This is a genomic window from Pseudomonas sp. ICMP 3272, from assembly GCF_001466905.1.
Lineage (GTDB): Bacteria > Pseudomonadota > Gammaproteobacteria > Pseudomonadales > Pseudomonadaceae > Aquipseudomonas > Aquipseudomonas amygdali.
Map to the genome: position 1 here is coordinate 101,952 of NZ_LKEK01000036.1, position 12,465 is coordinate 114,416.

Sequence of the window (12,465 nt, forward strand, 5' to 3'; positions counted from 1 at the left end):
TTAAACTGGTTTTTTCGGGCACAATGCACGCCGCTTTTGCCTGGCGCCACTTGCACCGGGCCACTCATTTGTATACCGAGGGCTTTACTGCATGTCGAAAGAAGACAGCTTCGAAATGGAAGGCACTGTCGTCGACACCCTGCCCAACACCATGTTCCGCGTGGAGTTGGAAAACGGGCACGTCGTAACCGCGCATATCTCCGGCAAGATGCGCAAGAATTACATCCGTATTCTGACCGGTGACAAAGTGCGTGTAGAACTGACGCCCTATGACCTGAGCAAAGGGCGCATCACCTACCGCGCTCGTTAAACAGGCATTGACGAAAACGCCCGGCATAAGCCGGGCGTTTTTGTTTGCCTGTTTCGTACAACCAGGTACCTCGGCCTGCCCCGCATCCATTCACGATGCGGAGCGAGGCTTCGGCGTCAGGCCATTTCTGCTGTGGTTTCGAAGTCGAAGGTAATCTCGCCATCCTTGATATCGATGTGAACCACACCACCGTGCTCTGACAATTCGCCGAACAGGATCTCTTCGGCCAGTGGCCGCTTGATCTTGTCCTGAATCAGGCGAGCCATCGGTCTGGCACCCATCGCCGCATCGTAACCACCCTGCGCCAGCCAGCTTCTCGCCGCCTCGGACACTTCGAGCAGTACGCGCTTGTCTTCCAGCTGGGCCTGAAGCTCGGTAAGGAACTTGTCGACCACGCTCTTGATGACTTCGTGGCTGAGACGGCCAAACTGAATGATGGTGTCCAGACGGTTGCGGAACTCCGGCGTGAAGCTCTTCTTGATCACTTCCATCGCATCAGACGAGTGGTCCTGATGCGTGAAACCGATCGAAGCACGCGCGGCGGACTCAGCCCCGGCATTGGTGGTCATGATCACGATCACATTGCGGAAATCTGCCTTGCGCCCATTGTTATCGGTCAGCGTACCGTGGTCCATCACCTGCAAAAGCAGGTTGAAGACTTCCGGGTGAGCCTTTTCGATTTCATCGAGCAGCAGCACGCAATGCGGTTGACGAGTGATGGCTTCGGTCAAAAGACCGCCCTGATCGAAACCGACGTAGCCCGGAGGCGCGCCGATCAGACGGGAAACGGTATGCCGCTCCATGTACTCGGACATGTCGAAACGAATCAGCTCGACACCCAACGCCTTGGCCAACTGGCGAGCGGCTTCGGTCTTGCCGACACCGGTAGGGCCTGCGAACAGGAACGAACCGACCGGCTTGTCAGGCGACTTGAGGCCTGCACGCGAAAGCTTGATCGCCGTAGACAACGAGTCAATGGCTGCATCCTGACCAAACACGGTGAGCTTCAGATCGCGCTCCAGGTTACGCAGCAGCTCCTTGTCCGAACTGTTGACGTGTTTTGGCGGAATACGCGCGATCTTGGCGACGATGTCTTCGACCTGAGGCACATCGATGCGCTTGACGCGCTGCTCGACAGGCTGCAGACGCTGGTAGGCACCGGCTTCATCAATAACATCGATCGCCTTGTCGGGCATATGACGGTCATTGATGTAACGCGACGCAAGCTCAGCTGCGGCGCGCAGCGCTTCGTCACTGTACTCGATGCTGTGATGCTGCTCGAAACGGCTTTTCAGGCCACGAAGGATGCCGATGGTGTCTTCGACCGAAGGCTCGGACACATCGACTTTCTGAAAGCGACGCGCCAAGGCGCGGTCTTTTTCGAAAATCCCGCGAAACTCCTGAAAGGTCGTGGAGCCGATGCAACGGATCTCGCCAGACGACAGCAACGGTTTTAGCAGGTTGGAGGCATCCATCACCCCGCCTGATGCCGCACCAGCACCAATGATGGTGTGGATCTCGTCAATGAACAGGATCGCCTGAGGACGCTTGCGCAGCTCATTGAGCAACGCTTTGAAACGCTTCTCGAAATCGCCGCGGTATTTGGTCCCGGCCAGCAGGGCACCCAGATCAAGCGAGTAGACAACGCTGCTGGCGAGCAAATCAGGAACCTGATTGTCCACGATACGCTTGGCCAGGCCTTCGGCAATAGCCGTTTTACCCACCCCAGCCTCACCGACCAGCAACGGGTTGTTCTTACGACGACGAGCCAGAATCTGAGCTACGCGCTCGACTTCGCTTTCGCGACCGACCAGCGGATCGATGCGCCCCTGGCGCGCCAATTCGTTCAGATTGCTGGCATAGGCATCCAGAGGATTGCCTGAGGAAGATGCTTCACCGCCCTCGTCGTCCTGCATATCCTGTTCACCTTCAGAAGAGTGTTCGCCATGCCCCGGAACCTTGGAGATACCGTGGGCGATATAGTTGACGACATCAATCCGGGCCACGCTCTGCTGCTTGAGCAGAAACACGGCCTGGCTTTCCTGCTCACTGAAAATTGCAACCAGCACGTTGGCGCCGGTTACTTCGCGCTTGCCGGAGCTCTGCACGTGGAAAACTGCCCGTTGCAGCACGCGCTGAAACCCGAGAGTCGGTTGTGTCTCGCGATCCTCGTCGTGGACGGGGATCAGCGGAGTGGTGGAGTCGATGAACTCCTGCAGATCATGCTTGAGTTTATCGAGGTTTGCGCCGCAGGCACGCAGAACAGTGGCTGCAGCCTCATTATCCAATAGAGCCAGCAGGAGGTGCTCGACCGTCATGAACTCATGACGCTTCGAACGTGCCTCCTTGAAGGCAAGATTGAGGGTGACTTCGAGCTCACGGTTTAACATAGCTTCACCTCATACCCAAGTGGTCGGCGTTTAACCGTCCTTCTCGATCTCACAGAGTAGCGGATGCTGGCTCTCCCTGGCGTATTGATTGACCTGCATTGCCTTGGTCTCGGCGATGTCGCGGGTAAACAATCCGCAGACTGCCCGTCCCTCTGTATGGACGGCCAGCATGACTTTGGTGGCCAGCTCACGATTCAGGTTAAAAAACACCTCGAGTACTTCTACGACGAAATCCATCGGGGTGTAGTCATCGTTGAATAAAACCACCTTGTACATCGGTGGCGCCTGCAGGGTCGGCTTGGCGTCCTGCACCGCGATGCCTGCCGCGTCGTCCTCGTGCGACTGCGGACTGTCCTGATTGAATGTTAGTCGAATCTTGCTAAATGCATGCATGGAAAGAAATGTTCGTTTGAGGGCGGATTGAGCTGTCAGTCGCAGTCTGGACGCTTTTCAAACAGACCGCCACATGACCTTGACTATCAGCTAAACGGTGTTACAAACAATAGAGCCCACATTGGGTAAAAAGGGTCCGCGCAGTCAACCAAAATTTTTGGGTAGGCGGATTGAAGTGGATGATACTCCTGACGGAGTCCTTTGCAGAGGGATATGGCGATGCTTAGCGGAAAAGTCAAGTGGTTCAACAATGCAAAAGGTTATGGATTCATAATCGAAGACGGCAAGCCGGATGACGACTTGTTCGCCCATTTTTCGACCATCCAGATGGAAGGTTACAAGACCCTCAAAGCCGGCCAGCCGGTCAGTTTTGAAATCATTCAGGGGCCAAAAGGGCTGCATGCCGTGAATATCGCGTCATTGCTGGCTAAACCAGGTGAGCCTGTTAAGGAAACCCATGCTGCGTCTGAGCATGAACCTGAACATGCACACGCTTGAAATGCTCCATGGAAACAGCCTGACAGCTGACCAATGGCCTTTCGAGCCAGCTAACTGAATAATCAGAAACACGCAATGAGCCTGTGCCGGACCTTGAGAAACCGCAGCTTTGGTAACTTGAACCGATGCGACTCCAAAGGGTATCGAATTAGCGGTTATTGCACCGCGGATGCCCCTACTGCAATGCCGGGCGAGCTGCAAACGTCAATCCATGACAGAGCCACCAGCGCCCCACTCCTCCGCCAGATCCCGCCTCTTGACGCCTGATTGACACCTCGTAGACATCCCGGTCGTTCGACCAACGGCGGATGTTCATTATTCGATAGCACGCATAGCATTAATGCCTCGCGCCAATGGTTTGATATACTCGCGCCGTGACCGAAGAGTCATAAAGGCTGACCCGTCTGAAATCAGACCCTCAACCTTCCTATGCGTCGGGTCGCTACCTGGCCTGACAGCTTGACGCTCGACTGATGCACCCAACATCACCGCGAATGAACCTCGACCTGGGCCCATGGCCGAACCGTGGGCAAGAGTGCATACCCTGCGCGTATCGAGATTTTGTGCATGCTCAGCAAAACAGAGAGTTAATACGAATGTCCAACCGCTCGAAGATCATCTACACCTTCACCGACGAAGCTCCGGCCCTCGCCACCTATTCGCTGCTGCCTATTATCGAAGCTTTCACAGCCTCCTCCGATATCGACGTGGAAACGCGCGACATCTCCCTGGCGGGCCGTGTTCTTTCAAGCTTCCCGGAGTCGCTTGGCGCCGATCAACAAGTGCCGGATCATCTCGCCGAGCTGGGCAAACTGGCCACTACGCCAGAAGCCAACATCATCAAGCTGCCTAACATCAGCGCCTCGGTCCCTCAATTGAAGGCGACCATCAAGGAGCTTCAGGATCAGGGCTACAAGATTCCCGACTACCCTGAAAACCCTGCCACTGACGCGGAAAAAGAAACCCGCGCACGTTACGACAAGACCAAGGGCAGCGCCGTGAACCCGGTGTTGCGCGAAGGCAACTCCGATCGTCGCGCACCACTGTCGGTCAAGAACTACGCTCGCAAGCACCCGCACAAGATGGGCGCCTGGTCTACCGACTCCAAGGCCCACGTTGCGCACATGAGCAACGGCGACTTCTACGGCAGCGAAAAAGCTGCCCAGATCGCAGCCGACAACACCGTTAAAATCGAACTGATCGCTCAGGACGGCACCACCACCGTTCTGAAGGAAAAAACCGCCGTCAAGGCTGGCGAAGTCGTTGACTGCTCGGTGATGAGCGCCAAAGCCCTGCGCAGCTTCATTGCCGCCGAGATCGAAGACGCCCGCAAGCAAGGCGTTCTGTTCTCGGTGCATCTGAAAGCCACCATGATGAAGATCTCCGACCCGATCATGTTCGGCCAGATCGTCGATGAGTTCTACAAGGATGCATTGACCAAGCACGCTGACACGCTGAAGCAGATCGGCTTCAGCCTGAACAACGGCATCGGCGACCTGTACGAGCGCATCACCAGCCTACCTGCTGAAAAACAGGCAGAAATCAAGGCTGACATCGAAGCGGTCTACGCCACTCGCCCACAACTGGCGATGGTAAACTCCGACAAGGGCATCACCAACCTGCACGTGCCGAGCGACGTCATCGTCGACGCCTCAATGCCGGCAATGATTCGTGACTCCGGCAAGATGTGGGGTACCGACGGTCAACTGCACGATGCCAAGGCAGTGATCCCGGATCGCTGCTACGCCACCATCTATCAAGCGGTCATCGAAGACTGCAAGAAAAATGGCGCATTCGACCCGACCACTATGGGCAGCGTACCGAACGTTGGCCTGATGGCTCAAAAAGCCGAAGAATATGGCTCCCACGACAAGACCTTCCACATCCAGACCAATGGCGTGGTTCGTGTAACCGACAGCCAGGGCAACCTGCTGATGGAACAGAACGTCGAAGCGGGCGATATCTGGCGCATGTGCCAGGCCAAGGACGCGCCGATCCAGGATTGGGTAAAACTGGCCGTCAACCGCGCTCGCGCCAGCAACACCCCGGCTATCTTCTGGCTGGATTCGTCTCGCGCCCATGACAGCGTGATGATCGAGAAAGTGCGCAAGTACCTGGGCGACCACGACACGTCGGGCCTGGATATCCAGATCCTGTCACCTGTCGACGCGATGAAGCTGACCCTGGAACGCACTCGCGCAGGCAAGGACACCATTTCGGTCACCGGTAACGTTCTGCGCGACTACCTGACCGACCTGTTCCCGATCATGGAACTGGGCACCAGCGCGAAGATGCTGTCGATCGTTCCGCTGATGAACGGCGGTGGCCTGTTCGAAACCGGCGCTGGTGGTTCGGCTCCGAAGCACGTGCAGCAGTTCGTCGAGGAAAACTTCCTGCGCTGGGATTCGCTGGGCGAGTTTCTGGCTCTGGCGGCGTCCCTGGAACATCTGGGCAATGCCTACAACAACCCGAAAGCGCTGGTTCTGTCCAAGACCCTCGACCAGGCCACTGGCGAGTTCCTGGACCGCAACAAGTCGCCTTCGCGCAAGGTCGGCGGCATCGACAACCGCGGCAGCCATTTCTACCTGACCCTGTTCTGGGCTCAGGCACTGGCTGCTCAAAACGACGACGCAGACCTCAAGGCACAGTTCACGCCTTTGGCCAAAACCCTGACCGATAACGAAGAAAAAATCGTTGCCGAGCTGAACGCTGTTCAGGGCAAGCCGGTGGAAATTGGCGGCTACTACTTCCCTAACCCGGAAGTCACCAGCAAGGCCATGCGCCCAAGCGCCACGCTCAACGCGGCTATCGCCGCGCTGTAAGAGGCAATCCGAGGCGGTGCATAAAAATGCACCGCCTCGCAAAAAAATCCCCGGCCTGTTGCCGGGGATTTTTTTTACCCATGAAAAATTTCAGTTACAGGTGTGATTTCGCAAGCCTGGGAGATCCCTGCTCAAGAACATGATTGCCCCCTTCAGCTTTTCAGCGCGCGCGAAAGAAAGTCGCGAATGTATTCAGCGACCTCCGGCGCGTGCGTTTCCAATGCAAAGTGGCCTGCATCCAGCAGATGCACTTCAGCAGCCGGAACGTCCTTGCGAAAAGCATGCGCGCCCGGAGGTATGAACGCAGGATCGTGCTTGCCCCAGACCGCCAGCAAGGGTGGCTGATATTTGCGCAGGTACTCCTGAAACGAGGGGTAAGCCGCTACGTTACTGCGGTAGTCGAGAATCAGATCAAGCTGGATCTCTTCTGCGCCCGGCCGCGCCATATACAGAATGTCGAGGTTGCAGCCATCGGGAGAAAGCTTTTCAGGATCGGCTCCCGTACCGTATTGCCAGTCCCGGATGACTTGCGGTGACAGCGAGGCGCGACAGGCTTCGCGATTGGCTGCCGAAGGCTCGCGCCAATAGGCTTGCCACGGGCCCCATTGATCGCTGAATCCTTCCAGGTAGGCATTGCCGTTCTGACTGATAATTGCGGTGACCTTCTCCGGGTTCGCCGCTGCGAGCCGCAAACCTGTCGGTGCGCCATAGTCGAATATGTATAACGCATACTTCTTCAGGCCCAGCGCCTCGGTGAATCCCTCGATTACCTTGTAAAGGTTTTCGAATGTGTAATCGAACTGCCCGCGCGGTGGTGCTTTGGTATTACCGAATCCGGGCAGATCGGGAGCGATCAGGCGGTACTGACTCGCCAACAATGGCATCAGGTCACGAAACATGTGACTGGCACTCGGGAAACCATGAAGCAACAGCAGCACCGGGGCGTCCTTGGCTCCGACTTCGCGATAGAACACATTGACGTCCCCTACCTGCTGAGTGTGAAACGTCACGCGGAAGGCATCATCAATGCTCATTGCACTTTCCCTTGATAGAGGTTTATTGCTTGCAGAAGCGGCGCTCACCAACGACGCCCCGAGAGCAGAAGCAGCGCCTAACGCTGACGCTTGTAAAACTTTGCGCCGACTGACACCGGATGCGGCATTTTCAGCGTCGACTGAGCCGGAATTTTTCATAGCAGAGTCTGACCGGGCTGGATGAATGAGTCGCCATCCTAGTCATTGCGACTGGATTGCAGAATTACCGCAAAAATCAATTCACCCTTTCAATTTCTGAAATGCTGATACGATTTCGCATCTTTCGTGGCAAGCAGGCTGCCTATGGACCGTATTCAGGAAATGACGCTTTTTGCCGGACTTGCCGAGCAAACCAGTTTTGCCGGGGTAGCCCGCCACTTTGGCCTGTCGACCGCCACGGTAACCCGGGCTGTCGCGAGTCTGGAGAGCCGCCTGGGCATCCTGTTGGTGGTGCGCACCACTCGCAACATGCGGCTCACCGAGGCGGGCCAGCGCTTCGCCACTGATTGCCGCCGACTGCTTGCCGACCTTGATGAGGCTGAAAGCGCGGCAGGCGGCTTGCATGCAGTGCCAGGCGGCCTGCTGACGATCACCGCACCCCAGATGTTCGGCGCGCTGCATGTCGTGCCCGTAATGACGAGCTTTCTCAAGCGGTTTCCGGCTGTGGACATCCGTGCCATTCTGGTCGACCGGGTAGTGTCCATGCTCGATGAGGGCGTCGACGTGGCCGTCAGGATCGGTGCCCTGCCCGATTCGTCTCTGACCGCAATCCCGACAGGTAGCGTGCGGCGCATGGTTTGCGCATCCCCGGCCTATCTCGAAAAGCATGGAGTTCCGCAGCATCCCGACGATTTGCGACAGCATTCGACGGTTTCAACCACCACCGCCGAACGCCCGCCTCAATGGCTTTTCCGGATCGATGACAATAATTATTCGGTCGATGTCGCCTCGAGACTCAGCCTGACGTCTTATCAGGCGGCGATCAGCGCAGCATTACAAGGCTGGGGGCTGACCCAGGTGCCGTACTATCAGATACGCGATCACCTGCAGGAAGGCAGGCTCAAGTGTGTTCTGGAGACGTTCGAAATAACGCCGGAACCGGTTCACGTTGTTTACTTGGAGGGCCGTCGTCGCTCATCCAAAGTGCGAGCCTTTGTGGACTTCTGCGTCAGTGCCCTGAGGCATGACCTGCAGTTCGAGCACCAATAAGCTGTTACGGCTGACCCAATCCCCTGCAAAGAGACCATTACCATGACCTGGCAAGCCCACGTTACCGTCGCCACCATCGTCGAAGATCAGGGACGCTTCCTGTTCGTCGAAGAAATGAAAGGCGGACGCGCCGTACTCAACCAACCCGCCGGGCACCTCGACCCGAACGAGAGCCTGCAACGTGCGGCAGTGCGGGAGACTCTTGAAGAAACCGGCTGGGATGTCGAACTGACCAGCGTGGTGGGCATTTACCTGTACACCGCGCCGAGCAACGGCGTGACCTACCAGCGGATATGTTTCGCCGCCAAGGCCATACGTCATAACCCTGAATATCAGCTGGACGAAGGCATCGTTGGCGCCGTCTGGCTGACTCGCGACGAACTGCTGGCCCAACAGGAGCGCTGGCGCAGTGAGCTGGTACTGCGCTGCCTGGACGATTACCTCAATGCCGAACATTTCAGTCTCGACCTGCTGCGCGACAAGGCGTGAGACTCGACGCCCTCAGCCTGATAGAATCGCGTCCTTTTACAGGTCAGCCGTTGAACCCCCATGCGTGATCCAGCCCCCTCGAACTCAGAAATGAAGCGCGTCATAGTCGGCATGTCCGGCGGCGTGGACTCTTCCGTTTCCGCCGTACTGCTCATGGAGCAGGGTTATCAGGTGGAAGGCTTGTTCATGAAGAACTGGGAAGAAGACGACGGAACGGAATATTGCACCGCCCGCGAAGACCTGGCAGATGCCCAGGCCGTGTGTGACAAGATCGGCATCAAGCTGCACACGGCCAACTTCGCCGCCGAGTACTGGGACAATGTCTTCGAACATTTCCTTGAAGAGTACAAGGCCGGGCGCACCCCCAACCCGGACATCCTCTGCAACCGGGAAATCAAGTTCAAGGCGTTTCTCGACTATGCGCTGATGCTGGGTGCCGACCTGATCGCCACTGGTCACTACGTGCGCCGTCGCGATATCGATGGCCGCACCGAACTGCTCAAGGGCCTGGACCCGAACAAGGATCAAAGCTACTTCCTGCATGCCGTCGGTGGCGAACAGATCGCCCGGACGCTGTTTCCGGTGGGCGAGCTGGAAAAACCGGAAGTACGTGCCATTGCTGAGAAACACGGCCTGGCGACGGCCAAAAAGAAGGACTCCACCGGAATCTGCTTCATTGGCGAGCGCCGTTTCACCGACTTCCTGCGTCAGTACCTGCCCGCCCAGCCTGGAGAGATCAAGACCACCGAAGGTGAAGTCATCGGTCGTCACAGCGGCCTGATGTATCACACCATAGGCCAGCGCCAGGGCCTTGGGATTGGCGGCCTCAAGGACGCCAGCGATGATCCGTGGTACGTGCTGGTCAAGGATCTGGACAACAACGAACTGATCGTTGGCCAGGGCAACGACCACCCGTGGCTGTTTTCCCGCGCACTGGTGTCTTCGGAAATCTACTGGGTCAACCCGATTGATCTGAGCAGCCCGCGCAAACTCACGGCCAAAGTCCGTTATCGTCAGGGCGACCAGCCATGCACACTGGAAAAGACCGCCGACGGCTACCGAGCCACATTCGATGATCCGCAGCGGGCCGTCACACCCGGACAGTCCGTGGTGTTCTACGATGGCGAAATATGTCTGGGCGGCGGTGTGATCGAAATTGCCGAACCCTGGACCAGCAAGGACAAGCGTTGATGACCCCGATTCAGGAACAACTGATCGCTCTGGGTGGCGTATTTCAGGCCGCGGTACTGGTCGACCGGATCGCCAAGACCGGACAGGTCAGCGAAGCGGCGCTGAGCTGCATGCTCGGCAGCCTGCTGGTGGTTGACCCGAAGGATACGCTGGACGTCTACGGCGGCGATGACCTCAACCTGCACGAAGGCTATCGCGCCATGGCCAGCGCTCTGGAACGCGACCCTGCGACACTACAGCGCGAACCGCTGCGCTACGCCCTGTCGATGCTCGGCCTGGAGCGACAGCTGGCCAAGCGCGACGACCTGCTCGAAATCATCGGCAGGCGCATCCCGGTGATTCAATCGCAGGTCGAACACTTCGGCATCGCTCACGAAAACGTGATCGCTGCGACCGGTGCCCTTTACGAAGATACCCTGAGCACCTTGCGCCAACGCATTCAGGTCCAGGGTGACATGCGCAACCTGCAGCAACCGAACAACGCGTCGAAGATTCGCGCCATCCTGCTGGCAGGCATTCGCTCCGCGCGCCTGTGGCGACAAGTTGGCGGTCATCGCTGGCAACTTGTGTTCAGCCGTCGCAAGCTATTGAAAGAACTCTACCCATTGCTGCACGGCTGATCCGCCATGCACCAATGACCTTCACCACCACAGGCACGGCGCTGTCTACGCTGGTCGGCGGGCTCCGGTCCGAGTGACTTTTCATGTATGATATGCGCCCTTTTCGTTGCCCGACTGTCCGAGAGCATCCCATGCAGCTTTCTTCGCTCACTGCGGTTTCCCCTGTTGATGGCCGCTACGCCGGCAAAACCCAGGCCTTGCGCCCTATTTTCAGCGAATACGGCCTGATCCGTTTCCGTGTGATGGTTGAAGTTCGCTGGCTCCAGCGCCTCGCGGCTCACCCGCAAATTACCGAAGTCCCGGCTTTCTCCGCGCAAGCCAATGCCATTCTCAACACATTGGCTGAAGACTTTTCGGTGGAGCACGCCGAGCGCGTCAAGGAAATCGAGCGCACCACCAACCACGACGTCAAGGCTGTGGAATACCTGCTCAAGGAACAGGCTGCAAAACTGCCTGAGCTGGACAAGGTCAGCGAGTTCATCCACTTTGCCTGCACCAGCGAAGACATCAACAACCTGTCTCACGCACTGATGCTGCGTGAAGGCCGTGACACTGTAATGCTGCCGTTGATGCGCCAGATTGCCGATGCTATCCGTGAACTGGCGATCCGCTTCGCTGACGTGCCAATGCTCTCGCGCACCCACGGCCAGCCAGCTTCCCCGACTACGCTGGGCAAGGAATTGGCCAACGTGGTTTACCGCCTTGAACGCCAGATCAATCAGATCGCCGCAGTGCCCTTGCTGGGCAAGATCAACGGTGCGGTCGGCAACTACAACGCCCACCTCTCCGCCTATGCCGATATCGACTGGGAAGCCAACGCGCGCGCGTTCATCGAAGACGAGCTGGGTCTGGGCTTCAACCCCTACACCACGCAAATCGAACCGCATGACTACATCGCCGAACTGTTTGATGCAATTGCGCGCTTCAACACTATCCTGATCGACTTCGACCGCGATATCTGGGGCTATATATCCCTGGGCTACTTCAAGCAGCGCACCATTGCTGGCGAAATCGGCTCGTCGACCATGCCACACAAGGTCAACCCGATCGACTTCGAAAACTCCGAAGGCAATCTGGGCATCGCCAACGCGCTGTTCCAGCATCTGGCGAGCAAACTGCCTGTCTCTCGCTGGCAGCGCGACCTGACTGACTCCACCGTACTGCGCAACCTGGGCGTCGGTTTTGCCCACAGCGTTATTGCTTATGAAGCCAGCCTCAAGGGCATCAGCAAGCTGGAACTGAACGAGCAACGCATCGCTGCCGACCTGCACGCGTGCTGGGAAGTTCTGGCAGAGCCGATTCAGACCGTCATGCGTCGTTACAACATCGAAAACCCGTACGAAAAACTGAAAGAACTGACACGCGGCAAGGGCATCGGCCCGGAAGCGCTGCAGACTTTCATCGACGGTCTGGACATGCCTGCCGAAGCAAAGGCCGAGCTGAAGAAGCTCACGCCAGCCAACTACATCGGTAACGCAGCGGCTCAGGCCAAGCGCATCTGACACGCAA

At 57.5% G+C, this 12,465-nt stretch carries 11 protein-coding genes; 8 read left to right on the forward strand and 3 right to left on the reverse strand.

Annotation, left to right across the window (positions count from 1 at the left end; genetic code table 11):
* The first annotated feature begins 91 nt into the window (after window positions 1–91).
* Window positions 92–310, forward strand: coding sequence for a translation initiation factor IF-1 (infA, locus tag AO068_RS04960; RefSeq protein ID WP_002553999.1), 219 nt, complete (start codon window positions 92–94; stop codon window positions 308–310).
* A gap of 116 nt (window positions 311–426) precedes the next feature.
* Here infA and clpA read toward each other — a convergent pair whose 3' ends face one another.
* The gene (clpA, locus tag AO068_RS04965; protein WP_004665689.1) at window positions 427–2,700 is read right to left on the reverse strand and encodes an ATP-dependent Clp protease ATP-binding subunit ClpA; all 2,274 of its coding nucleotides are present in this window, start codon (window positions 2,698–2,700) and stop codon (window positions 427–429) included.
* 30 nt (window positions 2,701–2,730) lie between these two features.
* On the reverse strand, window positions 2,731–3,093 hold the full coding sequence (clpS, locus tag AO068_RS04970; protein WP_002554001.1) for an ATP-dependent Clp protease adapter ClpS: 363 nt from the start codon (window positions 3,091–3,093) through the stop codon (window positions 2,731–2,733).
* A 219-nt stretch (window positions 3,094–3,312) separates the two neighbouring features.
* Here clpS and cspD point away from each other — a divergent pair, with 219 nt between their 5' ends.
* Together cspD and AO068_RS04980 are read left to right on the forward strand one after the other, a co-directional pair.
* Window positions 3,313–3,591 (forward strand): cold shock domain-containing protein CspD, encoded by a 279-nt coding sequence (cspD, locus tag AO068_RS04975; protein WP_080394759.1) that lies wholly within the window; start codon window positions 3,313–3,315, stop codon window positions 3,589–3,591.
* A gap of 596 nt (window positions 3,592–4,187) precedes the next feature.
* Window positions 4,188–6,413 (forward strand): NADP-dependent isocitrate dehydrogenase, encoded by a 2,226-nt coding sequence (locus AO068_RS04980; protein ID WP_058407805.1) that lies wholly within the window; start codon window positions 4,188–4,190, stop codon window positions 6,411–6,413.
* 152 nt (window positions 6,414–6,565) lie between these two features.
* Here the strand turns inward: AO068_RS04980 and AO068_RS04985 are convergent, their stop codons facing one another.
* The gene (locus AO068_RS04985) at window positions 6,566–7,447 is read right to left on the reverse strand and encodes an alpha/beta fold hydrolase (RefSeq protein WP_058407806.1); all 882 of its coding nucleotides are present in this window, start codon (window positions 7,445–7,447) and stop codon (window positions 6,566–6,568) included.
* Between the two features lie 303 nt (window positions 7,448–7,750).
* On the opposite strand from AO068_RS04985, the gene AO068_RS04990 reads away from it, so the two are divergent.
* The 5 genes from AO068_RS04990 to purB all read left to right on the forward strand — a co-directional run bounded on the left by AO068_RS04990 (window position 7,751) and on the right by purB (window position 12,458).
* Window positions 7,751–8,656, forward strand: a complete 906-nt coding sequence (locus AO068_RS04990; RefSeq protein ID WP_058407807.1) for a LysR family transcriptional regulator — start codon at window positions 7,751–7,753, stop codon at window positions 8,654–8,656.
* Window positions 8,657–8,698: 42 nt separating this feature from the next.
* Entirely contained in the window at window positions 8,699–9,145 is a 447-nt protein-coding gene (locus AO068_RS04995) for an NUDIX hydrolase (protein WP_002554004.1), read from the forward strand.
* Window positions 9,146–9,205: 60 nt separating this feature from the next.
* On the forward strand, window positions 9,206–10,336 hold the full coding sequence (mnmA, locus tag AO068_RS05000; protein WP_011168961.1) for a tRNA 2-thiouridine(34) synthase MnmA: 1,131 nt from the start codon (window positions 9,206–9,208) through the stop codon (window positions 10,334–10,336).
* Window positions 10,336–10,956: a high frequency lysogenization protein HflD gene (hflD, locus tag AO068_RS05005; protein WP_002554006.1), complete on the forward strand. Its 621-nt coding sequence runs from the start codon at window positions 10,336–10,338 to the stop codon at window positions 10,954–10,956. The genes mnmA and hflD overlap by 1 nt, the downstream gene beginning before the upstream one ends.
* Before the next feature lie 131 nt (window positions 10,957–11,087).
* Window positions 11,088–12,458, forward strand: coding sequence for an adenylosuccinate lyase (gene purB, locus AO068_RS05010; protein ID WP_058407808.1), 1,371 nt, complete (start codon window positions 11,088–11,090; stop codon window positions 12,456–12,458).
* Window positions 12,459–12,465 lie beyond the last annotated feature (7 nt).

Excerpts from the sequence above, each read along its gene's own strand:
- infA (WP_002553999.1), top strand. The coding sequence starts at position 92 with ATGTCGAAAGAAGACAGCTTCGAAATGGAAGGCACTGTCGTCGACACC.
- clpA (WP_004665689.1), bottom strand. The coding sequence starts at position 2,700 with ATGTTAAACCGTGAGCTCGAAGTCACCCTCAATCTTGCCTTCAAGGAG.
- clpS (WP_002554001.1), bottom strand. The coding sequence starts at position 3,093 with ATGCATGCATTTAGCAAGATTCGACTAACATTCAATCAGGACAGTCCG.
- cspD (WP_080394759.1), top strand. The coding sequence starts at position 3,313 with ATGCTTAGCGGAAAAGTCAAGTGGTTCAACAATGCAAAAGGTTATGGA.
- AO068_RS04980 (WP_058407805.1), top strand. The coding sequence starts at position 4,188 with ATGTCCAACCGCTCGAAGATCATCTACACCTTCACCGACGAAGCTCCG.
- AO068_RS04985 (WP_058407806.1), bottom strand. The coding sequence starts at position 7,447 with ATGAGCATTGATGATGCCTTCCGCGTGACGTTTCACACTCAGCAGGTA.
- AO068_RS04990 (WP_058407807.1), top strand. The coding sequence starts at position 7,751 with ATGGACCGTATTCAGGAAATGACGCTTTTTGCCGGACTTGCCGAGCAA.
- AO068_RS04995 (WP_002554004.1), top strand. The coding sequence starts at position 8,699 with ATGACCTGGCAAGCCCACGTTACCGTCGCCACCATCGTCGAAGATCAG.
- mnmA (WP_011168961.1), top strand. The coding sequence starts at position 9,206 with ATGCGTGATCCAGCCCCCTCGAACTCAGAAATGAAGCGCGTCATAGTC.
- hflD (WP_002554006.1), top strand. The coding sequence starts at position 10,336 with ATGACCCCGATTCAGGAACAACTGATCGCTCTGGGTGGCGTATTTCAG.
- purB (WP_058407808.1), top strand. The coding sequence starts at position 11,088 with ATGCAGCTTTCTTCGCTCACTGCGGTTTCCCCTGTTGATGGCCGCTAC.